Origin of the sequence: uncultured Campylobacter sp. (assembly GCF_937980635.1) — a bacterium.
Taxonomy (GTDB): Bacteria; Campylobacterota; Campylobacteria; order Campylobacterales; family Campylobacteraceae; genus Campylobacter_B.
The window spans coordinates 100082-120888 of record NZ_CALJPG010000023.1 but is presented as its reverse complement, the minus strand read 5'-3'; the positions used below and the strand labels follow the sequence as shown (position 1 = coordinate 120888).

General features: G+C 47.7%; 23 protein-coding genes and 2 pseudogenes. 22 read left to right on the top strand and 3 right to left on the bottom strand.

The genetic code is table 11. The annotated features are described in order from the left end of the window. Nucleotides 1–229 precede the first annotated feature (229 nt). Nucleotides 230–949: a hypothetical protein gene (locus tag Q0460_RS07065; RefSeq protein WP_299086112.1), complete on the top strand. Its 720-nt coding sequence runs from the start codon at nt 230–232 to the stop codon at nt 947–949. Next, a complete protein-coding gene (locus Q0460_RS07060) occupies nt 946–1272 on the top strand; it encodes a hypothetical protein (RefSeq protein ID WP_299086111.1) in 327 nt (108 codons plus the stop codon). Before Q0460_RS07065 ends, Q0460_RS07060 begins: the two co-directional genes overlap by 4 nt. A 104-nt stretch (nt 1273–1376) precedes the next feature. On the opposite strand, the gene Q0460_RS07055 is transcribed toward Q0460_RS07060, so the two are convergent. Continuing rightward, nucleotides 1377–2483, bottom strand: a complete 1107-nt coding sequence (locus Q0460_RS07055) for an FtsW/RodA/SpoVE family cell cycle protein (protein WP_299086110.1) — start codon at nt 2481–2483, stop codon at nt 1377–1379. 31 nt (nt 2484–2514) lie between these two features. Between Q0460_RS07055 and Q0460_RS10650 the strand changes: the two are divergent. The 10 genes and pseudogenes from Q0460_RS10650 to Q0460_RS07005 all read left to right on the top strand — a co-directional run. Beyond that, nucleotides 2515–3168 (top strand): annotated as a pseudogene (locus tag Q0460_RS10650) (pseudouridine synthase); the annotation flags it as partial. Nucleotides 3169–3666: 498 nt separating this feature from the next. Beyond that, a pseudogene (locus Q0460_RS10645) lies at nt 3667–3993 on the top strand (RluA family pseudouridine synthase); the annotation flags it as partial. Continuing rightward, nucleotides 3923–4588: a fibronectin type III domain-containing protein gene (locus Q0460_RS07040; protein ID WP_299086109.1), complete on the top strand. Its 666-nt coding sequence runs from the start codon at nt 3923–3925 to the stop codon at nt 4586–4588. The pseudogene Q0460_RS10645 and the gene Q0460_RS07040, both read left to right, overlap by 71 nt. A gap of 3 nt (nt 4589–4591) precedes the next feature. Beyond that, on the top strand, nt 4592–6289 hold the full coding sequence (gene trmB / locus Q0460_RS07035; RefSeq protein ID WP_299086108.1) for a tRNA (guanosine(46)-N7)-methyltransferase TrmB: 1698 nt from the start codon (nt 4592–4594) through the stop codon (nt 6287–6289). Next, nucleotides 6277–6966 (top strand): cell division ATP-binding protein FtsE, encoded by a 690-nt coding sequence (locus Q0460_RS07030; protein WP_295152369.1) that lies wholly within the window; start codon nt 6277–6279, stop codon nt 6964–6966. The genes trmB and Q0460_RS07030 overlap by 13 nt, the downstream gene beginning before the upstream one ends. Continuing rightward, complete coding sequence (locus tag Q0460_RS07025) at nt 6953–7768, top strand: hypothetical protein (RefSeq protein WP_299086107.1); 816 nt, start codon at nt 6953–6955, stop codon at nt 7766–7768. Before Q0460_RS07030 ends, Q0460_RS07025 begins: the two co-directional genes overlap by 14 nt. Continuing rightward, a complete protein-coding gene (locus Q0460_RS07020) occupies nt 7765–9147 on the top strand; it encodes a peptidoglycan DD-metalloendopeptidase family protein (RefSeq protein WP_299086106.1) in 1383 nt (460 codons plus the stop codon). Before Q0460_RS07025 ends, Q0460_RS07020 begins: the two co-directional genes overlap by 4 nt. A gap of 2 nt (nt 9148–9149) precedes the next feature. Beyond that, nucleotides 9150–9521: a hypothetical protein gene (locus Q0460_RS07015; protein ID WP_299086105.1), complete on the top strand. Its 372-nt coding sequence runs from the start codon at nt 9150–9152 to the stop codon at nt 9519–9521. 25 nt (nt 9522–9546) lie between these two features. Next, complete coding sequence (locus Q0460_RS07010; RefSeq protein ID WP_299086104.1) at nt 9547–10362, top strand: threonine/serine exporter family protein; 816 nt, start codon at nt 9547–9549, stop codon at nt 10360–10362. Next, nucleotides 10355–10855: a threonine/serine exporter family protein gene (locus tag Q0460_RS07005; protein WP_299086103.1), complete on the top strand. Its 501-nt coding sequence runs from the start codon at nt 10355–10357 to the stop codon at nt 10853–10855. Before Q0460_RS07010 ends, Q0460_RS07005 begins: the two co-directional genes overlap by 8 nt. Before the next feature lie 2 nt (nt 10856–10857). Here the strand turns inward: Q0460_RS07005 and Q0460_RS07000 are convergent, their stop codons facing one another. Continuing rightward, nucleotides 10858–10980: a hypothetical protein gene (locus Q0460_RS07000; protein WP_299086102.1), complete on the bottom strand. Its 123-nt coding sequence runs from the start codon at nt 10978–10980 to the stop codon at nt 10858–10860. A gap of 180 nt (nt 10981–11160) precedes the next feature. Between Q0460_RS07000 and Q0460_RS06995 the strand changes: the two genes are divergently transcribed. From Q0460_RS06995 to Q0460_RS06980, 4 genes are all read left to right on the top strand, one after another. After that, nucleotides 11161–11361, top strand: coding sequence for a hypothetical protein (locus Q0460_RS06995; RefSeq protein ID WP_299086101.1), 201 nt, complete (start codon nt 11161–11163; stop codon nt 11359–11361). Next, a complete protein-coding gene (locus Q0460_RS06990) occupies nt 11321–12280 on the top strand; it encodes a zeta toxin family protein (RefSeq protein ID WP_299086100.1) in 960 nt (319 codons plus the stop codon). The genes Q0460_RS06995 and Q0460_RS06990 overlap by 41 nt, the downstream gene beginning before the upstream one ends. A 62-nt stretch (nt 12281–12342) precedes the next feature. After that, nucleotides 12343–12618, top strand: a complete 276-nt coding sequence (locus tag Q0460_RS06985; RefSeq protein WP_297944858.1) for a hypothetical protein — start codon at nt 12343–12345, stop codon at nt 12616–12618. Next, nucleotides 12615–12851, top strand: coding sequence for a zeta toxin family protein (locus Q0460_RS06980; RefSeq protein WP_299086099.1), 237 nt, complete (start codon nt 12615–12617; stop codon nt 12849–12851). The genes Q0460_RS06985 and Q0460_RS06980 overlap by 4 nt, the downstream gene beginning before the upstream one ends. 102 nt (nt 12852–12953) lie before the next feature. Here the strand turns inward: Q0460_RS06980 and Q0460_RS06975 are convergent, their stop codons facing one another. Next, nucleotides 12954–14114, bottom strand: a complete 1161-nt coding sequence (locus Q0460_RS06975) for a PepSY domain-containing protein (RefSeq protein ID WP_299086098.1) — start codon at nt 14112–14114, stop codon at nt 12954–12956. A gap of 352 nt (nt 14115–14466) precedes the next feature. On the opposite strand from Q0460_RS06975, the gene Q0460_RS06970 reads away from it, so the two are divergent. The 6 genes from Q0460_RS06970 to Q0460_RS06945 all read left to right on the top strand — a co-directional run bounded on the left by Q0460_RS06970 (nt 14467) and on the right by Q0460_RS06945 (nt 20481). Beyond that, nucleotides 14467–15156: a hypothetical protein gene (locus tag Q0460_RS06970; RefSeq protein ID WP_299086097.1), complete on the top strand. Its 690-nt coding sequence runs from the start codon at nt 14467–14469 to the stop codon at nt 15154–15156. A 44-nt stretch (nt 15157–15200) separates the two neighbouring features. After that, the gene (locus Q0460_RS06965) at nt 15201–15923 is read left to right on the top strand and encodes a hypothetical protein (RefSeq protein WP_299086096.1); all 723 of its coding nucleotides are present in this window, start codon (nt 15201–15203) and stop codon (nt 15921–15923) included. A gap of 295 nt (nt 15924–16218) precedes the next feature. Next, nucleotides 16219–17112, top strand: a complete 894-nt coding sequence (locus Q0460_RS06960) for a DMT family transporter (protein ID WP_299086095.1) — start codon at nt 16219–16221, stop codon at nt 17110–17112. A gap of 204 nt (nt 17113–17316) precedes the next feature. Further along, the gene (locus tag Q0460_RS06955; RefSeq protein WP_299086094.1) at nt 17317–18030 is read left to right on the top strand and encodes a vWA domain-containing protein; all 714 of its coding nucleotides are present in this window, start codon (nt 17317–17319) and stop codon (nt 18028–18030) included. A gap of 762 nt (nt 18031–18792) precedes the next feature. After that, on the top strand, nt 18793–19899 hold the full coding sequence (locus Q0460_RS06950; RefSeq protein ID WP_299086093.1) for an alanine racemase: 1107 nt from the start codon (nt 18793–18795) through the stop codon (nt 19897–19899). A 141-nt stretch (nt 19900–20040) separates the two neighbouring features. Further along, entirely contained in the window at nt 20041–20481 is a 441-nt protein-coding gene (locus tag Q0460_RS06945; protein ID WP_299086092.1) for a pyrimidine dimer DNA glycosylase/endonuclease V, read from the top strand. The last annotated feature ends 326 nt before the right edge of the window (nt 20482–20807 follow it).

Here is a 20807-nt window from a genome sequence, read left to right as displayed (position 1 = left end):
ACCGCGTCCGCGCAATTAGGATTGCGCTTTAAGTCATGAGTATGTGTATCGCTCTAGCCGCGCTTAAAACAGCACGGTCGCGCCCTAAAATTTTGCGCTATGTCCGCAGGGCGCGATATTTGCATAATGCTGCAGACATGGCAGTTGCAACGCGCCGATACTTGCGCTCTATGCGCATAAAAGGCGCAGCTGAATCGTAAATTTAAAGATAAAATTTAAAAGGTCTGAAATGAAAAAAATCGTATTTTTGATCCTGCTTTTCGCAGCCGTCGCGCTCGCACTCTACATCACTTCGCGCGTAAATCCAAATCTTTTCGCCGAAATCAAAATCCTAGGCGCGTTGCTAAACGCCACGATCTTCGGCGTCGCGCTCATCGCCTTGGCGATCGGCGAAAAGGATGTAGTGCGCTTTCCGTTTCTTACTGCCTCGCTACTGGCGCTGCTTTCGGGGCTGGTAGAGGGCATGCTACTCTTCGAAAACCGCTACTACATCGCGATCACGGCGGTGGCGTTCGTCGCTTTCGTCTTTTATCTGCAGATCAGGCACAAAAGATTTTCAAATAAAGCTTATAAAAATTCTGCGGACAAAGGCTCTAAAAATTTAGATGAGGGCGCAAATTTAAAAGACGCAGATTTCGGCAGCGCAAAAGAGGCGCGGGAGCCGCAAAATAAAAGCGCCGCGACGGATGAAATTTTAAACTTTAAAAGCGGCGGCGAAATTTCAAATTCTCAAAGCAAGGATGAAATTTTAAACTCTAGTGGCTACCTTGGTGAAAATTTCGCGAGCGGCGCGGATGAAAATTCTGCGCATCGCGCCGATGAAAATTCCGACGAAAATTTTAAAATTTCAAACGGCAGCGCGGGCGAAGGCAGCGCGGGCGAAAATTCCGCGCGAAATTTCAATCAAGGCGCTGAAAATTCCGCACCCGACGCAAGGCGCGATAGATGATCAGATCCGCGCTGATCGCGCTTGCGGTGATATTTTTACTGCTTTTAAATTTAGCCAATCTTTTCGGCATGATAGGCATAAGCGGGCCGGTGCCTGCGATGATCTGGTTTGCGATCAGCTTCTGCGGGGTTTTTTACCTATACAAATTTTGCGGTGCAAAGCCCGTCGCGGCGCGGATCGGGATCTTTGCCGTAGCCTTCGTGGGCGGATTTTTCACAAGCGTTTTGTATTACAGATTTTTTAATTCGCAAACTTTGGAATTTGCCTTTACATACGCCTTTTTCGCGGTGGTCTTTACGCTCGGTATCGGCGCGATTTTGTAGCGAGCTAAAATTTAGTGCCCCTGCTTCAAATTTCACCGCCAACTTAAAAACAAGTCTCGCGCGATTTTGTAGAATTTCAAAATTTACCCGCGCGAGCGCCAAATTTACATCCTGATCTTGTAGGTCTTGTAGTTATCCTTCATCCTAAACGTCAGTAAATTTTGTAAAATTCCAAAGAGGATCATAAAGGTGATGAAGCTGCTGCCGCCGTAGCTGAAAAACGGCAGCGGCACGCCCACGACGGGCGCGAAACCCACTACCATCGAGATATTGACGCCCGCGTAGATGAAGATGAGCGAGGCGAGCGCGCTCGTAAAGACCCGTATCAGATAGTCGCTTTTAAAATCGTAGTTCAGGCTCAGCAGATGCAGTATCAGCAGCGCATACAGCGCGATCAGCGCGGCAGCCCCCACGAAGCCGAAGCGCTCTATCGTATAAGCGAAGATAAAATCGCTCGTCGCAATCGGCAAGAATTTAAAGTGCGTCTGCGTCGCTTCATCCTTATCCTTGCCGTAGATGCCGCCGTTTCCGATAGCGATGATCGCCTGCTTGACCTGGTAATTGGGCTCCTCGCTGATAAAATCGGCGATGCGCTTTTTTTGATAATCGTGCATGTTTTCGTACAAAATCGGCGAGCTGGCCACAAAAGCGATTATGAGCGTGAGCCAAATTTTTTTATCCACGCCGATGATGAAAAGGATCGCAAATCCCGTCAAAAAAAGTATCGCGGCGGTGCCTAGATCAGGCTCTTTCGCGATCAGAACGAAAGGCAGAAGTATGTAAAAGCTAAGGCGCAAAAAATCCTTCAGCCCGTAGCCGTTTTTCGGCGGCGGATTTTTGTGTATCAGATACATCAGCATCAGGATAAACGCGGGCTTCATCACCTCGCTGGGTTGCAGCGTAAAATGCACGAAAGGAATCTCCAGCCAGCGCCTCGCTCCTAGCTTGCTAACGCCGAAAAAATCGACGCTGAGCAGCAATATGATATTGATCCAATAAAATATCGGGATCAAATATAAAAATTTGCGTATCGGAAAGAGAAAAAATAGAGTAAAAACGGCAAATCCGACGCCGAAATATACTACCTGTTTCGAGGATAGTACGTCGTTTGCCTCGTTTATTAAAACGTATGAGAAAACCACTATCGGCACGATTAAAAAAGGTTGAATGAAATCAAAATATGCTAAAATCTTTTTGTCAATTTTAAACAACGCTTAATCCTATTAAAATTTTGACGTAAGAATAGCCAAAAAAGGTATAAATTTGGATAATCTAATAGCACAATGCAGCGAAAGGCTTGATGTTTTTTTAAGCTCGCAGCTTGGAATTTCGCGCAATCAAATATCAAGCCTAATCAAATCCGCAGCGGTCAAAGTGGGCGGAGCCGTGCAGACTAAGCCCGGCTACAAGCTATCCGCGGGCGAGCTCGTGCACATCGACTACCCCGCGCCCGCGCCGCAGCAAACAAGCACGGAGAGGCTAAACTTCGACGTCGAAATTTTATACGAGGATGATGATCTGCTAGTGGTAAATAAGCCCGCGGGCCTTACCGTTCACCCCGCCGCAAGCGTCAAAGAGCCCACGCTCGTGGACTGGCTCAAGTCTCGCGGCTATCTGCTCTCTAGCCTCGGCGGCGAGCTTCGCGCGGGCATCGTGCACCGCCTGGATAAGCTCACTAGCGGCGCCCTGCTCGTCGCCAAAAACAACGCCGCGCACGCCGCGCTCTCGGCGCAGCTAAGCGATAAGAGCATGGGGCGTATATACCTCGCGCTCATCGACCTGCCGCTGAAAGAGCCCTGCGTGATCGAGCGACCGATCTCTCGCAACCCCGCAAACCGTCTAAAAATGGGGATAGTGCCCGGCGGACGTAGCGCAAAGAGCGCGTTTTATGAAATTTTAAGCGGAGCGGAACTAACGGAACTTCAAAACTCCGCCGAGAGGTGCGATAAAATTTTAAGTACGAGCGCGGGCGATGGTATAGCTGCGGGCAAAAGTGCAGGAGCGGATAAAATTTCAGCCGCCGATAAAATTTCGGCTACGAATGCAAGCGCAAGTAGAATTTCGACTGAAGAGAAAATTTTGGGCGACGCTGCGGATGAAATTTTAACTGGTAATGCGGATAAAATTTCGGCTAAGGACAAAATTTCAGACGCGACTACAGGCGCGGACAACGCGGATGAAATTTCAAATAATTGCATGCGGAGCGCGGATAAAATTTCAATCCAAAGCGCAGATAAAATTCCAAGCAGCCGCGCGGATAGCGCAGATAAAATTTTAACCGCCAAAATGAGCGCGGATCAAACCAGAGCCGCCCGTCTCGCCGAGAATAAGGCTTTAAATTTTAAAAATCCCGCTCAAAACTATAAGCTGCCGCCGCTAAGTCTAAAGAGCTTTAATCTCGTCGCGGCGAAGCTCTTCACGGGTCGCACGCATCAGATCCGCGTGCATTTAAGCTCGATAAATCGGCACATTTTGGGCGATCATTTATACGGATTTAAGAGCGAAAACGCTAAAATTAGCAGGATTTTGCTCCATGCCTATTTGCTCTATTTCATCCATCCGCGAAGCGGCAAAGAGGTGAAAATATGCGCGGGCTTGCCGAGCGAATTTCTAAATTTTACGACAAATCAAAAGGTAAAGGATGAAATTTATGAAAAAATTTTACCGACTAACATTGAGCGCTACTTTAGCGATACTAGCGGCTGGCTGCGCTACGTCTAGCGCGCCTAGCGCAAGCGACGAGAGCCTGCCGCGCGTAGAGGGCATTAGGACGATTACAAGCGACGATGAGATCGGACTTGAGTGGCCTAGATACGACAGCAATACCGCTGTATTGGGCTTTGTCGTTTATCGCGCGCCCGCAAATGGCGGCGAAGCCAAAAAGATCGCTACCATCGCAGATCCATACTCCACCCACTACGTAGATACGAGGCTGCAGCCGGGCACTTCGTATAAATACACGGTGCGCACATACGGCGCCAAGGGCGTTTCGGCTCCTTCTCCGGTCGCTATCGCAAGCACAGCAAAAATGCTAGAGTCCGTGCCGTTTGCACAGGCGATCTACGGGCTTCCGGGCCGCGTTAAGATCATCTGGCGTCCGCATCCAGATCTTCGAGTAAGCTCTTATCTAATCGAGCGCCGTCCTAAGGGAGGCGAGTCATGGAGCACGATTAAAGAGGTTCGCGGCAGACTTAGCGCCGAATATATCGACAATATCGATTACGGCGAAGGATACGAATACCGCATCACCGTCAAAACCGAAAACGGAGAGCTGTCCAAGCCTAGTGCAGTCATTACCGCAGCGCAGGCAGAATAAAGTTTGCCGAATTTCATAACCCAAAGCGTGAGCCTGCCGACGCTACCAGCTAGATTCGGCGAGGTCGAATTTTTAGAGACGGCGCACGGCAGAAATTTAACGCTTCTGCGAACCAAGAGCTTTGATAGCGAGTTTTTTATCACCCTAAAGCCCAGCGACGGCAAAGTGATAGTAAAGGGCGAAAAGATCACCAAGCCCGCTAAGATCGGTCATCTGCAGCGAGCGCTCGAAATTTTTAAAGAGTGCTTCTGCGGACGGATCATCTCGCAGGCGTTTGCTTACAAAGACAGCTCGCTTACCGAAAAAACGCCGCTGATTTTGGACGAGAATGAAATTTTATCCCTAGTAAAAAGCTCTAAATTTAATAAAATTTTCATCGAGATCGGCTTCGGCTCGGGCAGACACCTGCTTCATCAAGCACGCTCAAATCAAGACGCGCTGCTAATCGGCATCGAAATTTACAAGCCCGCGATCGAACAGGTCGCAAAGCTAGCGATCCGCGAGGGACTGCAAAACATCGCTCTCATAGCCACCGACGCGCGGGTTTTACTGAGCCTGCTGCCCGCGGGCTGCCTGCAGCGCGTATTTTTACACTTCCCAGTGCCGTGGGACGACGCGCCGCACCGACGCGTCATAAGCGACGAGTTCGCCTCGCAGATCGCACGCACGCTCGGGCGCAGCGGCCGCTTCGAGCTTCGCACCGACAGCGAGGAGTACTTCCTCTACGCGATGCAAAAGCTCTCGCCTTACGTTCGGCGCAAAGCGGGCGAAATTTCGCATTTTAAAAACCGCGACGCCGCCGTAGCGAGCAAATACGAGGATAGATGGCGCAAAATGGACAAAGACATCTACGATCTGATCTATGAGAATAAAACCGCGGGCCAGGGCGAGCCGCAGCGGTTTGAGATGGAATTTTTAAAATTTAACGCGGCGGCAATCGCGCGAAATTTTAAAAATTTCACCTTCAAAGGCGAGGATTTTTTCGTGCATTTTGAGGAAATTTTTTACTTTGACGCGCAGAAAAGCTTGGAGGCGAGCAGCGCTTGCGCGGCAGGCGGAGCGAATTTAAGCAGCGCGGGCGAAGTTATAAAAGACGAAGCTATAAATTTAGACGCGACACGCGGCGGAAATTTAACCGAGCGTGCGAGCATGGATGAAATTTCGTCAGGCGGCGGCAAAATTTCAGCTACGACAGCGGGCGATAAAATTTCAGCTTGCGAGAACGCTACGCAAATTCTAAAAAAAGCAAGCGGCGTAAATTTAACAGACGGCGGTGCAGTGAGTGCTAGAAATACAACGAACGCAAGCGTCTTACTTTGCAAAAATGAATTGCAAGCCGAACTAAAAAACGAGCTAAACCACGCTGCTGAACCGCAAGCAGAATTACAAAACAAGTCAAACTCTATCAAGTCGCAATTCGGGTACCGAAGCGAGCTAAGCCATGACGAGTTGCAAGCCGAACACCAAGACAAATTAAATCGTGCCGAGCAGCAAGATAAACGGCAAAGCAAGCCGTGCGCCGCCGAGCCGCAAGATGTGCTAATCCTGCTTTCGCTAGGTGCATTCGACTTTCCGCAGCAGTGTTTCATCCGCGCAAATGCAAGCGGTACGCGCTACTTCATCCGCCGCCCGCTTCCTACGCGCGAAAACCACGCGGCACATCAAAAAATTTCGGAGATATTTTCACAATGGCAGAGATAACGGACGATTACAACATCATCACCGCAGCGGGCCTCACGCTAGGCTACGAAAAGGCGGGCGCAGTCATCCAAGACGCGAGTTTCGGCATCGGCGCGAAGGACTTCGTCATCATCACGGGCAAGAGCGGCAGCGGCAAATCCACGCTGCTTAAGTCCTTCTACGGCGGCATCGACATCATCGGCGGCGAGCTAAACGTCTGCCTGTGCGATCTAAAGGGCATCACAAACTCCGATCTGCGCACCCTGCGCCAGCGCATCGGCATTATCTTTCAAAACTACCGCCTGATCAACGAATGGACGATCGAGCGCAACATAATGCTTCCGTTAATGATAATGGGCTACAATCAGCAGGTCTGCCAAGACCAAGCCAAAAAGCTACTACGCCACGTCGAGCTCGGGCATAAGATGGGTAAGTATCCGCTCGAGCTTAGCGGCGGCGAGCAGCAGCGCGTGGCTTTGGCGCGCGCGATGGCGCATAATCCGCGCCTGCTGCTGTGCGACGAGCCTACGGGAAATTTGGACGACTACTCCAGCGCCATTATTTGGAATTTGTTGCGCTCGGCGTGCGAGTCGTGGAACGCCTGCGTCGTCATCGTGACGCACAAAATGCCCGCCACGCTTCGTTTTAGGCACCGACATTTTGAGATTAAGGACGCTAAAGTAAATGAAATCGATTAAAACTCATTTCGGCGTGATCTTTTCGCTCGTCGCGCTGCTTTTTTCGGTGCAGTTTGGAATTTTTATGAGCAACCTAACCAAAAGCTACGAGCGCTCAATCCAAAACGAATACAACATCGTGCTAGTCTCCAAAACCTCGCTCAGCCTGCAAGACGCGCAAAAAGCGGTGCCGAAGATCAGCTCGATTAGCGAAATTTCCACAGCGGGCATAACCGAGCGGCTGAAGGGTAAAATTTCACAAAACGCCTTTGCCGAGCTTAGCAAAAATTTGCCTAAATTTTATAGCGTCAAGCTCGAGAGCTTCCCCGACGCCGCACAGCTTGCAAAAATCGAGCAGGATCTAAAATCGATCGGCTCGCTTACGCGGGTTGAAATTTTTAAAAAGACCCACGATGAAATTTTTAAAATTTTACTGCTTATCAAAAGCCTCGTTTACGGCTTTGCATTTCTGATCGTGCTTTTAGGCGTAATGCTAATCCACCGCCAGATGCGTATTTGGGTTTACGAACACAAAGAGCGCATCGAGATCATGGAGCTTTTCGGCGCGTCGTTTCTCATAAAAAGCGGCAAGCTCTACCGAATGGCGATAATAGACTCCTTCATCGCCACGCTGATCGTGACCTGCTTTTACATAGCGCTTCCTTCTTGGGAGGTGTTTTCGACCACGCTTAAGGGTATCGGCGATCTACGCACCGCCATAGTGCTGCCTTACGACGCGTTGATCCTTTTGGGCGTGGCTTTAGCGCTATCTATCATCGCAGTAAGTTTTATGATGCTACAAATCGGAAATAAACGAGCATGAAAAGAGCTTTTTTAGCGCCGCTTCTTGCGCTGGGGCTTGCCGCAGCTCTTACTTATGCCGCGCCCGCAAAGGGACAAAGCACGAAAGATAAGATCGCCAAAGCGGGTCAAGAGCTCAAAAGCTCGCAAAAGGAGGGGATGCAACTCTCGCAAAAGATCGACGAGATCGCAGGCCAGATCGTAAAGGAGCAGGAGGGCTTTAAAAAGCGCGAGGGCGAGATCAAACAGCTAAGCGACGCGATAGAAGGCCTAAAGGATCAATATGCCGCCGAAGCGCAGGAGCTTGAAAAGCTTAATAGCCAAAACGTCACGCTTCTTAGCGTGCAAAACGATCTGGAAAGCAAGATCGCAAGCGTGATCTCGCAAGAGCTATCGTTTGATCTCATCACCGACGTAAATTCCACCACCACGCCCGATTCTATCATGGCTAGCGAAATTTTAGAGGGGCTTGGCGTCGTTATGAACGACGAGCTGAAAGGGCTAATCAAAGACTACGAAAATAATCAAAATTTTATCAACGAGCAGAACAAAAAGATCAAATCGATCCAGGCAAGCATGGCGGGCTACGATAAGAAAAAAACCGATCTCAACGCCAAGCAAACCACCCAAAAAGAAAAGCTCGCACAGATGAAAAAGGACAAAGAGGACTACATCGCGCGCCTAGAGAAGATAAACGACGAGCAAGACGCCATATCTAAGACCCTGCAGGAGCTTAAGATCATCGACGACGCCGAAGAGAAAGCCAAAGCGCAGAAGGAGGAAGCGGCACGCCAAGCAAAGCTTGAAGCGCAGAAGCAAAAGGAGCGCCAGGCACGCGAAAAAGAGTACGCCAAAGCAAAGGCGGCTGCCAAAAAAGCGGGCAAGCCCGAGCCTGCGCCGCCTCTTGAGCCCGAGCCCGAAGTGAGCGAGCCCGCAGATGAGCGCGTAAGTAAGATCAACCAAAAGGTCAAGCAGTACGGCTCGAGCTATCAGTCCTCGCGCGTTAAAAAATACAGCGGAGCCAAGACCGCGGCGCCTCTGAACAGCGCGTATTTGAAGCGGAAATTCGGCAATTACAATGATCCCGTGTATAACATCAAGCTTTTCAACGAAAATATCGTGCTGGGCTCAAACAGCGGCGACACGCAGGTTAAGGCGGTGCTGCCGGGCAAGGTGGTCTTTGCTAAAGAGACCGCCGTGCTCGATAAGGTCGTGATCCTAGAGCACAGCGGCGGCATCCACACGATCTACGCGCATCTAAATCAGATCCCGCCTACCGTGCGCGTCGGCTCCAACGTCAAAAAGGGCTACATCATCGGGCGCATCGGCTCGGATCTGACCTTTGAAGTGACGCAGCAGAACTACCACATCAACCCGCTCGATCTCATCAGCCTGAGGTAAGCGTGAAAAATTCTAAATTTAGCGAATCTTGCGAGGATGCCGAAAGTCTAAATTTAAGCGAGCAGAATTCTTTAAAAGAGCAAAATTCCGCCTCGGCGTTAAATTTGAATGACGCAAATTCCAAAGTGACGTTAAATTTGAACGATCAAAATTTAAGCAGCCAAAGCTTTGCCGCCATAGGTATCGCCTCCATGTCAAATTTAGATGGCGAGAATTCCGCCACGGGAGCCACTGCATTAAATTTTAAAAATAAGAATTCCGCGACGACGGACATCGTAGCGACATCAAAAACGATGGCGGGCGCCGCAAAAACAGGAAGCTACAACGAGCGTCGTAGAAGTAAAAACGACGAAAACAGCGCAAAACGATATTGAGATTACAAGAGTAGCGGAGGAAATAATGACAACAGAAATGGCGGCAGCAAAAGAAGCAGAAGCGGCGAGACCGCAAATCCAAGAGCTCACCAATTTTCTTAGCGAATACACCGCCAAGATGCTTAGTATCGGCACTTACACCGCGCGTATAGAGCACTGCGTGCGCAGGATAGCGGACGCTTACGACTATGAGGCTAGCCTGATGATCTTTGTGCGCCACTTCATCATCAGCGTGATGGATCCTGCGGACAACTCTATCCGCCGCACCTACGTCAAAACGGGCGCTGCGGCGCAGATCAGCTTCGATCTGATCTCGGAGCTAAGCGCGCTTAGCTGGGAAATTTACGACGAAAAAATCCCCCTTGTGCGCGCCAGAGCCTCATTTGCAGAAATTTTAGCCTCGCAAAAGAAAAGCTTTGCCAAAACTCTTGTTTTGCTAAGCGTCGCAAATGCCGCATTCTGCGAGCTTTTCGGCGGCGATGGCGGCGCGATGGCGTTAGTTTTTGCGGCTACGGCTTTTGGAATTTGCGCCCGCTATCTACTTAGCAAGCTTAAAATCAACCTAAAAATCCAATACATCGCGATTTCGTTCGCAGTCTCATTCATCGTCTCGCTAGGCGCTCGCTACGGGCTTAGCGCCACGCCCGACGTCGCCGTGGGATCGAGCATATTGTTTTTGATCCCGGGCGTCTGGCTGATCAACTCGGTATTTGACATCCTAAACGAAAATATGCTCGTAGGTATCAGCAGAGGGCTGAACACCGGGCTTTTGATCATCTGTATCGCGATCGGGCTTTTTCTGACGCTTAGCATTTCAAATTTGGGGCTTGTAAATGTTTGATCTCGCACTTTCGGTATTTAAGGATGCTTGCTTTGCCGCTGCGGCGGGGCTTGGATTTGCGTATGCGTGTATGCCGCCTAAAAAGACGCTCGCCTTCTCGGCGCTGCTTGCGGCAGTAGCGCATTCGTGCAGATTTTTGCTGATACAGAGCCAAATTTTTTCGATCGCCGCCGCGACGCTTTTTGCGTCGTTTCTGATCGGCGTTTTGGGGATGCTCTGCGCCAAGCGCCTCAAGGTACCCGCAGAGATCATCGCCTTTCCTGCGTTGCTTCCGATGATTCCAGGCATCTACGCCTACAAGGCGGTTTTGGCGCTGTTTTCTTATATCAGAGCTGCGGATGTAGAACAGAAGCTAGCTCATCTAATCTCGTTTTTCGACAACGCCCTCGCCACGATCTCGATCTCACTGGCGCTCGGCACGGGCGTTTCAATAACGCTGCTGATTTTCTACGAACAATCCTTGATGATCACTCGCGGCGCAAGAGGCAAATAGCGCTAAGTAAGAAATTTTAAGCAAGCATGGCGGGTAAATTTAAATTTATCATCTTCGCTAGCGAGGTAAAATTTTATAAATTTACCACCCTTGCCGCAAAGGTAAAATTTAGTTATATCCTCCATTTATCGCCCATTATTCGATATTTGTTTTATTGTTTTCCCTTTTTCATCGTAGTAATATCCCATATGGCTCAAAAGTGTATTTCTGCAGCCCAAGATACATTTGTTGCATAATTATTAGAAAGATAAATGCTATAATTAGAATGTATTAAAATACTACAAATTTCTTAGAAAGGACTTGAAATGGCTTTAACAGAAGAAGATATGAAAATGTGGCAGGGCGTAAGCGATCATTTGACGCGAATGGAAAATGACGCCGAATATCGCAAGGAAGTCGAAAAGCAACTTTATCGCGGCGCTCCAAAAGAGAGTATTGAAAGAATACGACAAGCAGGTATAAAAAATGGCTCAATCAAAGTTAGTAAGCGCAATAAAAAAGATTGATTTCGGCCCCAATGCCGAAATGGTAAAAATTCAAGACGAAGCGATTGCTCTTGCCGAAAATTCTTTAGAGGATTTTTTAAAAGAATATAATGAGCACTCTGATACCATGGGTGGTCGCTATATCTGTTCCGATACATTCAAAGAACTTTTTCCTTGCTTTGAAGCAAAAGAAAATAGGGCTCTAGTAAATGACGCGATACATAATTCCTCCGCTGTTTTAGCAGCGACGCAATTTGAAGAGGTTCTGAAGCGTGATGAGCCGGGCAAAACTCAAGCAATTTTCATCACCGGAATTCCTGGAGCTGGGAAAACAACCTCGGTTAAAAATTTTATGACCGATGATAAAGTTAAACTTGTTTTTGAGGGTCAGTTGGCAAACCCGGCGCCGACTATTCCAAAAATAGAGCAGTGCCTACAAAAAAATTTAGACGTTACAATTGCTGCAGTGCATATAGAGCCCGAAAAGGCTTTAGACAATACTTTTAAGCGCTTTAACGAATATGGGCGCGGCGGGAGTATTGAAGTTATGTCTAGCATCCAAGGCAACTTGCCGGATGGCTTAAAAAAGCTAAAAGAGCATTTCGGGGATAAAATTAATATTATCGCCATTGATAGAAATAGCGATAAGAATAAAATTTTAACCGACGAAAAAGAGGTCTACAAACTAATCAGTATCGGCTCAAAAGAAGAAATTTTTAAACGTTTAAAAACGAAATTAGACCAAGATTTCCAAAAAGGCAAAATAGACAAAGCTTGTTTTGCTCAGGCGAATGAAACGAAGCTAAATAAAATTATGCCCAATCGAATTGACCCGACTGAAATCGCAAAATTTAAAAGTGAGCTAGAGCAAAACGCACGCAAAGTCCTTAACTCAAGCAAAAAAGATAGAGATAGATCAGGTGGAATAACATTAAGTTAATATATTTTCTATTAACTTAATACGATATATAAGGTACTTGAATAGTACGAAAGGATTAAAAAATGAAAAATATTGACACTATCCAATGGGATTACGCAATGAGTGGAGATGAGCTAGAGGCAGTTGTAGCTGAAGCTAAAAGTGCAGCCTCCAATTCATTTGCAAAATTAGCAAAAATAGGTGTAGATGGCTGGAGTGAAAACTTATGGATAGAATTGAGTAAAATTAAAGAAAGAATTTTTGATGAAAAAGATAAAACAGAAGAATACTGGGATAATAAAATCACGGAACTTATGGACGCTTTGGAAAATAAATACGGAAAGGATTTGTATAAATGACAGACCTTGAAAAATTATCAAAATTTAGTCAAGAAGACGTAAAGCGTGTTTCTGAAGAGGTGTGGCATGAAATATCAAGATATTGTCATCATCAAACTTCCACGCCAAAACTTTATCTTATTGGTGGTCAACCTGGCGCTGGAAAAAGCACCACAATAAAAGATTTCATTGCGATAAATCTTGATGATTGCTGCTCCACGCCATCGAGCATACAAAATTTCTCTAATCGTTAATCAAGGCTTTTTCTTGACCGCTTTGGCAAATTTCATCTCATGCTTTGTAGGCATTGGGCTCTCTTGCGCCGCTCGTCGCACCTCTTTCCGCAAAGGTAAAATTTAGCTGAGCTTTTCTGACTTAAACGCCCTTTTTACCGTCATATAAAAGCCGCTAAAGATAAAAAGCGCCATGCAAAGCGAAACGAGCGACCATAAAATTTTACCCGCTAGCCCGAAAAAATAGCCCGTGTGAAGCTGGTAGTTCGCGTCTTTAAACTCACCCACGGTGATACCGTCCGTCTGCTTCTGCTCCGCGACCTTGCCCTCCTTTAGCTTCACGCTCGCGCCTTTTGGACGGGCGGTAGCGGGCGCGTCGGGCTCATAATATCTGACGCCGATCTTATCTCCGGCTGCGAGCATTAGGGTAAATTCTTTATACTCTATGCCGCTTGATTTGAATATCTCATAAGCCCTCTGCGCGTCGCTAAATTTATACGTAGCGGGTTTTTTGCTCTCCTCTTTAGCAGGTGCGACGGCGCGATCATTATGCGCAGGCTCGCCGCGCGCCCCGGCTTGCGGCAAATTTTGCGAACTTACGAAAAGCTTCATCACGGCATCGTTATACCAGCTATACGACCAGTTAAGCCCGGTTAAACAGATGAGAAGGTAAATTACCGCGCTTAGCGAGCCTAGGCTCGTGTGGAGATTATAAAAAAGAGCGTATTTTTTGAGTTTAAAATTTGGCTTTATCGCCTCGATAAATTTACGCCTAAGCCTTGGGAAATGCAGCCAGACGCCGCTTATTACGAGCAGTATCATCGCTGTGGCGCTCGCGGCTACGATCTGTTTGCCGACCTCGGCTGCGGTTTTATTGCCGCTTAGCGCTAGACCTAAATTTCGATGCAACGCCATCACCGTTAGCACAAAGCCCGTGCCGCGATCCTTGCCGATGATCTGCGCGGTGTACGGATCGACCAGATACGCATCATTTCTGTTTGCGTAAATGACGAAGGCTTCGTCATCGCTTTTGGGCACGACGAGCCTTACGGGCTGCTTAGCGCCTGTTTGCTCGCTAAAGCTTTGCAGGATTTTCTCAACGCTTTGCATTTCGCCCGTTTTTTCGACCTTCTTAGAGCCCGCGTTTATTAGCGCCTCAAACTCGTGCTGATACGACAAAATCGCGCCCGTAACGCCAATGATAAGCAGCGGGATAGAAAAAACGATCGACAAAACAAGATGGACGTTAAACAAAATTTTATTACGCTTCAAAAGCGAGCTCATTGTAGATCCTTGCGAGATAAATTTAATCTTTATTTGATTGAGGCTCGCAATTATATTGTGCGATTTTAAATATTTAGATAATTATCATTAAGACTTAGGTCGCAAAATTTTAAGGCGCGTTATTGCATAGCAAGAGCGCTTGAGTACCTCGCGCAATGTCATAAACTGCATATTTCAGAATATCAAAGCTAAAAATTTAATCCGCCTTTCGCGCGGCAAGATCGCGCTAGCAAGGTAAAATTCTAAACGCGGTTTATAAAAAGCGCACTCAAAATCTCGTAAATTTAGAAATTTTGCGCTAAAATTGCCAAAGACGCTAGCTTACGCAATCCAAAAAAACGAGGTCATTATTATGTCGCAAAGTATAGTCGAGTTTGCTACGATAATCCTTTATGTTATGATAGGCTTTTGCCTTCTTGTTTCATTGCTTCAGACAAACAGATCGTATAAATTAGTGTATCGCGGGACATTATTTATCCCAACCGATCCGCTTTTAAAGATACCTATGTTTATAATATGCCTAAGCTTCGGTGTAGTCACTCTATCCAGCCCGAACGTAGCAAAACACAACGGCAAGCCGATACCTTGCTTTTACACCCACGATAAAGTTTGCTCGCAAGAGTACAAAGCGGCGGGCATAAATTTAAGATGCTTCGAAGAAGGCGATCCCAGATGCGTGGATGGGTATCTGCAAATAAGCGAGCCCAGACTAATACTTAGCAAAATCGGATCGGTCTGCGCCATAATTTTTTCCTTTATCGTGCTAATTCAAAAAGGAATCAGAATAGATAAAAGCGGCATCTGCAAGGAATGGGAGGTTCTGCCGTTTAGGCACACGGAAAAGATATACTTTGATGAGATGAACTACGCCACATGGTTTATAAGAGGCGTAAAAATAATCAGCATACGAGGCAAAATTAGCGGCGTTAAATTCGGGGCGGGATATTTGTATGCACAAAAGGATATAGATTTTTTGCAAAATTTTATATTAGAAAAGCTAGCTGAAATTTCAAAAGCCGAAGCGGCCGAGCAAAATGCCTAAATTTAAATATATCGTCGTAAAATATCCGAAGTGAAAGGAGCCGCATGAGGCTTTTATATTTTGTGCTTTTTGCAAATGTAGTGCTATTTGTACTTTGCGGTTTAAAAAACTTTCTGTTTAAAAGCAGCGCTTCTTATAAAACCGTACAAAATGGCGCCTGGCTCATACCGCCTAGCCCTGTAGCCAAATTTACACTCGTCATATTCCTTTTATCTTGGGGGTCGATAGTGGCGTTTGACGAGCCCTGGATAAAGAGGATAAAAGGTAAAGGTAAAGTTACATGCTTTGACGCAAACGACCCTTTATGTATAGACGGCTTCTTGCACAGAAGTGGCGACGAAACTGCACTTGTGATCGCGATGGGCATTGTTTTGATACTTATATCGCTATGGCTATTAACCGAAAAAGGGGTCATCATAGATAGCCGCAGTATAAGGAGAGAATGGGAATGCTCGCCGTTTAAATTTAGCACAAAGATCGATATAGAAAATGCCCTTATGGAAAAAGGGATGAAGGGCGAGATGCCGATTTTAAAAATAAAAGACGGGCAAAGCGGAAAAAATTTCACGCTCTCATTCCCATACACACAGCAAGATATAAAATTTATCGAAGCAGAGATAAGAAAGAGGCGCTATAAGATGATGAAATCAAAAGAGGCAAAGACTCCCCTTAAATCCGCGCTCAGAAAAACTATAAGCTTAAAAGACGCGAATGAGCGCGCAAACATAGAAATTCTAAAAAACGACAAAGAGGGCGTGGGCGATTAAATTTTAAATTTAGCCACGCGCTAGCAATAGCTATGAAAATTTATGACAAGCCGTAGCAAAGCAGCATAATGATCACGCGAGTAGCAGCTGCAAAATTTACGCGTAGCAAAGCCGCGCAATAATCACGCAAACAAGTGCACGTAAGCTCAAAAAGATGAGCGCGGCGTTTAAATTTAACTCGCGATTTTAAAAACCAAAATTCCAAGCCGTTCCGTCAAAATCGTCAAAATTTAGCCTATTTTTTACCTAAAATTTCGTAAAATTACCACTTTAAATTTACAAAAAAAGGACGCAGATGAATAAAAGTTTGGAATTCAGAGCCGACATCGGAATGCTCTTCGTGGCGATCGCTTTTGGGCTCGGGTATCTGCCCACCTCGCAGGCGCTTGCGAGCAACAACGTCTTCGTGCTGCTATTTTGGCGCTTTTTTGCCGCGAGCATCATCGCAGGCGCGATATTTTTCCCCAAGCTCAAGGCCATAACTTCGCGCGAGATCAAGCATGGAGCGGTGCTTAGCCTGTTTTTATTCGCAGGCTTTACGTCGCAAACCTTCGCCTTTAAATTCGCGCAAAGCTCCTCCGTAGCGTTCATCATCGGCCTAAACGTCGCGCTCGTGCCCTTCATCGCCGCGGCGCTTTTTAGGCATAAAATTTACTCCTACGCCTACGCAGGCATCGCGCTAGCGATCGCTGGGCTCTATCTCATCGGCGACACGCAGCTTGGGCTCGGCAAGGGCGAAGCGCTGGCGCTAGTCTGCGCGTGCGCGTATTCGTTTCACATCGTGCTGACTAACCGCTTCGTGCAAAGCTGCGACGTAGCGGGCATCGCCTACGTACAGATCCTCTGCCTAAGCGTGCTTTGCTGCTTTGCGGCGATCTTTTTTGAGAGGGTCAGCATTGTGCCGGTGATGGATAGAAGCTTTTTCGTCGCGATGGCGGTGATCTGCCTGCTGGGAACGGTTTTTGGCTTTTTTGCGCAGGCCTTGATGCAAAAATACACGACGCCCGTAAAAACCGCTCTATTTTTCACGCTCGAGCCCGTAACGGCAGGCATTATGGGCGTATTCGTAGGCGGCGAGAGGCTAAGCGCGATGCAAATTTTAGGCGCGGCGCTCATCCTCGCAGGCGTCCTAGTAAGCGAGATCGGAAGCTACCTCAGCGCGAAACGGAACAGATCCGCAGACGTTTGATTTTACGGCGCCATAAATTCTATGCCACGTGGAATTTTGCGCCGTAAAATTCCGTGCTGCATAAAATTCTGCGTCTTAAAATTCTGCGACGAAATTTCGTCTTAAAATTTTACGAAATGGAGCCGAGCAGCGAAGTTTTGCGATAAATTTCATCACTTAAGCGATACAATAGTAAAATAATGAAATTTTAACAAAGGAGCCCCTATGAAAAAAATCATCCTTCTTGTTGCCGCGCTTGCGGGTATAATGTTTGCCAAAAGCGTAGAGCTCGCCACACCGCCCGATCATAAAGACGGCGTAAATCACCTGGAATTGGTGCTGATCTTAGATAAATCGGGCTCGATGAGCGGGCTTGAGAGCGATACGATCGGCGGATTTAACTCGATGATAGAAAAGGAGCGTAAAGAGGGGATCGACGCCAGCGTCACGACCGTGCTTTTCGATACGAAATTTAACGTCATCCACGACCGCACGCCGCTTAAGAAGGTCGAAAACCTAACATCCAAAGAGTACTACGCCGGCGGCAATACCGCGCTACTTGACGCCGTCGGCAGCACGATAGCGCGTATCGAGCGGGTACCTGACATCTATGCAAAAAACAATCGCGTGCTTTTCGTCATCATCACCGACGGGCAGGAAAACTCAAGCCGCGAATACTCCAAAGCGCAGATCAAAAAGATGATTAGCGACAAGCAGGAAAAATACGACTGGGAATTTATCTTTTTAGGCGCTAATATCGACGCCGCGAGCGAAGCGCAAAGCATCGGCATCAAAAGCGAAAATGCCCTAAAATACGAGAATTCCAAAGAGGGCGTGAGTAAAAATTTCGAAGCGGCGGCCGAGATATCCAAAGACGTAGCGACCGACAACAAAGCAAACTCGAAATGGCGCGACAAGGTGCTACAAGATAAAAAATAGTAAATCGCGAGGCGAGGCGCGCTAGAAATGAAGTGCCGCTACGGAAACGAGCGGCGGCACTAAAATAGGCGGCAATGTGCAGCGCGCGGCGCAAAACGAACTTTAGTAAAAAACACTGGCGGCGGTGCAAACGAGATTTATCAAAAAAATGCGAGCGGCTACGCAAAAACAGATAGTGCGCCGGGTCGCTTGCCAAAAAATTTAACGCAAATATGTGCCGCAAGAAAAACAGGCGCGCGAGGAATAAAACGGCATGAAGCGGAGCCGAGAACTCCGTGAGCCTAGCAATATGGCGCACATATTGATTTTCACTCAGCGCATTTTAAAATTTTATTTTGATTTTTTCATGCGGCACGCGGTATTGCTTTTGCCTGCGCTGCTTTGCGCGACACGGAAACGCAAATCTACTCGCTAAATTTAAACGCTTCGCGCAGGCATCCTTAAATTTGATGCGCTAATTTTGCAATTTTGCAAGCGAGGCTAAATTTAATACGCGTAAACAAAATTTTCTAGTCTAAATTCAGGCGCTTCGCGAAGGGCGCCGATTTACGGCGAGCAAACCGCATTTCGCAAGCAGCGACAAATTTACGGCTCAAATTCCATATTTTGCGAGAAGCGCGTAAATTCTGCTTTTCGCGAGCGACAGGTAAATTTCGCTCTTTGTAAGCCGCGCTAAATTTTAAAATTTCGCCGTCGTGAAACGGGTGCAGCTACTAAGCGCGGCTGTATTAGAATTTCGTAAATTTAACAAGGAGGAAGCTTATGAAGGTATCAGAGATCGACACGCCGGCGCTACTGATTGATCGCGAGATCGTCCTTCGCAACCTGCAAAAGATGCAAAACTACGCAGACGCCGCGGGCGTGAGCCTGCGCCCGCACACCAAAACGCACAAAATGCCCTATTTCGCGAAGCTACAAGAGAGCATCGGCGCTGCTGGCATCACGGTCGCCAAAACGGGCGAGGCCGAGATCATGGCGGCAAACGGGCTGAAAGATATATTTATCGCAAACGAGATCGTGGGCGAGCTGAAATTTCGGCGCATCATCGCGCTTTTGCGCGCGGGGATAAACTTAAGCTTCGGCGCAGATAGCATAGAACAGGCGGGCCTAATAGAGCGCGCCTTTGAGCATAGCGGCACGAAAGCCTGCGTGCTTGCCGAGATCGAAGTGGGCGAAAACCGCTCGGGCTTCGTGGAGAAGCAGGATTTCGCGGCGTTTATAAAATTTCTAAAAGGCTGCAAAAATATCGAATTCCGCGGCGTATTCTCCCACGACGGTCACTCCTACAAGGCCGCTGGTAAAAGTGAGTGCGAGCGCATCCATCTAGCCGCGCAGCGCCGCACGCTGGAGTTTGCGGATATCGCGCGCGAGCTAGCTCTACCCGCACGCGTCGTTAGTATCGGCTCGACGCCATCGCTCATAAATGATTTTGAAATTTTAAAAGGCGTCACCGAGATCCGCCCGGGTACCTATATCTTTATGGACGCCTCGCAGGTGCAGGCGTACGGCGATTATTCGATGAACGCGGCGAGTATCCTTACGACCGTCATCAGCAGGCCTACGGCGGATCGCATCATCACCGACGTCGGCGCCAAGGGGCTCACGCAGCAAAGGCGCACCGAGGGCTTCACCGCCACGCCCGGGCTCGGGCGCATAAAGGGCACGGATGTGTGGATAAAGGGCGTTTACGACGAGCATGCGATCATCTACGACAAAGCGCTGCGAGACGCCGTGCGCGTGGGCGATCGGCTAGAAATTTATCCGAACCACATCTGCCCCGTCGTAAATTTGCACGAGTTCGCCTATCTCGTTAGCGGCGGCGAGGTGATAGAAAAGATCCCCGTGCTATGCAGAGGCAAGCTGCAATGAGCGGGAAATTTAGAGGCGCGGCGAGGTAAAATTTAGCCTCTAATCTAGGGCGCGGCCAAATTCAAGACGCGAATTTATCGCCGCTCAGGCTGCGGCGCAAAGCGCGCCGAATTTGACGACGAAATTTAACGAAAGACGAAAATGAGACTTTGGACGATAAGCTTTAAATATCTCGACGCAAAGGGGCTCGTGGCGCTGTGGCGCGAGGCGCTGCTAGCTAAAAACGTGCTGGCTGGGCTTACTAAGGGCTACAAAAATCACCCGCAGCTCGACCGCTTTTACGCGCATGAAAACGCGCTAGAGGCGATAAATGCGTATCTAGCGGAAGTTTATGAGGAGGGCTGCGCTCGCGGGTATAAATTTGACGCCGCGAAGGTGGGCAAATTTGACGCGCGAAATTTGGCTAAAATCAGCGTCGCTCGCGGTCAGATCGAGTATGAATTCGCCTTTTTACAAAAGAAGCTAAAAATGCGTGACGTCAAAGCTTACGAGCGAAATTTAAGCGTAAAAAATATAGAAATAGCTAGCATTTTTAAAGAGGTAGAGGGCGGAATCGAGCCGTGGGAGAAGGTTAAAATTTAGCTCTGTTTCGCGCAGGATTTTTGGCTTGCCTAGGCAAATTTGATCAATAAAAACGCCAAAATACATTACGTCGATTTTCCCCTAAATTTGACGTAAAAATCTCAAATTTACGATTAGCGGCGATTTGCCAAAAAGGCAAGCAATTTTATCCGCTTTGGCGAGAAATTATGGGCAATTCGTCAAATTTTAAAAGGCGAACCTAACGTCAAATTCTCGTCAAATTCGCCTCTGCTTTTAAAAAGCAAAGCCGATCCGCAAAATCCCGCGCTTAAAATTTACCCGCAAGCGAGCAAATTCAGCCAAATTTTGCAAATCGGTAACTCTAC

Excerpts from the sequence above, each read along its gene's own strand:
- Q0460_RS06960 (WP_299086095.1), top strand. The coding sequence starts at position 16,219 with ATGAATAAAAGTTTGGAATTCAGAGCCGACATCGGAATGCTCTTCGTG.
- Q0460_RS06985 (WP_297944858.1), top strand. The coding sequence starts at position 12,343 with ATGAAAAATATTGACACTATCCAATGGGATTACGCAATGAGTGGAGAT.
- Q0460_RS06945 (WP_299086092.1), top strand. The coding sequence starts at position 20,041 with ATGAGACTTTGGACGATAAGCTTTAAATATCTCGACGCAAAGGGGCTC.
- Q0460_RS07060 (WP_299086111.1), top strand. The coding sequence starts at position 946 with ATGATCAGATCCGCGCTGATCGCGCTTGCGGTGATATTTTTACTGCTT.
- Q0460_RS06980 (WP_299086099.1), top strand. The coding sequence starts at position 12,615 with ATGACAGACCTTGAAAAATTATCAAAATTTAGTCAAGAAGACGTAAAG.
- Q0460_RS07040 (WP_299086109.1), top strand. The coding sequence starts at position 3,923 with ATGAAAAAATTTTACCGACTAACATTGAGCGCTACTTTAGCGATACTA.
- Q0460_RS07025 (WP_299086107.1), top strand. The coding sequence starts at position 6,953 with ATGAAATCGATTAAAACTCATTTCGGCGTGATCTTTTCGCTCGTCGCG.
- Q0460_RS07010 (WP_299086104.1), top strand. The coding sequence starts at position 9,547 with ATGACAACAGAAATGGCGGCAGCAAAAGAAGCAGAAGCGGCGAGACCG.
- Q0460_RS07000 (WP_299086102.1), bottom strand. The coding sequence starts at position 10,980 with ATGGAGGATATAACTAAATTTTACCTTTGCGGCAAGGGTGGTAAATTT.
- Q0460_RS07065 (WP_299086112.1), top strand. The coding sequence starts at position 230 with ATGAAAAAAATCGTATTTTTGATCCTGCTTTTCGCAGCCGTCGCGCTC.
- Q0460_RS07020 (WP_299086106.1), top strand. The coding sequence starts at position 7,765 with ATGAAAAGAGCTTTTTTAGCGCCGCTTCTTGCGCTGGGGCTTGCCGCA.
- Q0460_RS06990 (WP_299086100.1), top strand. The coding sequence starts at position 11,321 with ATGGCTCAATCAAAGTTAGTAAGCGCAATAAAAAAGATTGATTTCGGC.
- Q0460_RS07030 (WP_295152369.1), top strand. The coding sequence starts at position 6,277 with ATGGCAGAGATAACGGACGATTACAACATCATCACCGCAGCGGGCCTC.
- Q0460_RS06975 (WP_299086098.1), bottom strand. The coding sequence starts at position 14,114 with ATGAGCTCGCTTTTGAAGCGTAATAAAATTTTGTTTAACGTCCATCTT.
- Q0460_RS07005 (WP_299086103.1), top strand. The coding sequence starts at position 10,355 with ATGTTTGATCTCGCACTTTCGGTATTTAAGGATGCTTGCTTTGCCGCT.
- Q0460_RS06970 (WP_299086097.1), top strand. The coding sequence starts at position 14,467 with ATGTCGCAAAGTATAGTCGAGTTTGCTACGATAATCCTTTATGTTATG.
- Q0460_RS06950 (WP_299086093.1), top strand. The coding sequence starts at position 18,793 with ATGAAGGTATCAGAGATCGACACGCCGGCGCTACTGATTGATCGCGAG.
- Q0460_RS06965 (WP_299086096.1), top strand. The coding sequence starts at position 15,201 with ATGAGGCTTTTATATTTTGTGCTTTTTGCAAATGTAGTGCTATTTGTA.
- Q0460_RS06955 (WP_299086094.1), top strand. The coding sequence starts at position 17,317 with ATGAAAAAAATCATCCTTCTTGTTGCCGCGCTTGCGGGTATAATGTTT.
- Q0460_RS06995 (WP_299086101.1), top strand. The coding sequence starts at position 11,161 with ATGGCTTTAACAGAAGAAGATATGAAAATGTGGCAGGGCGTAAGCGAT.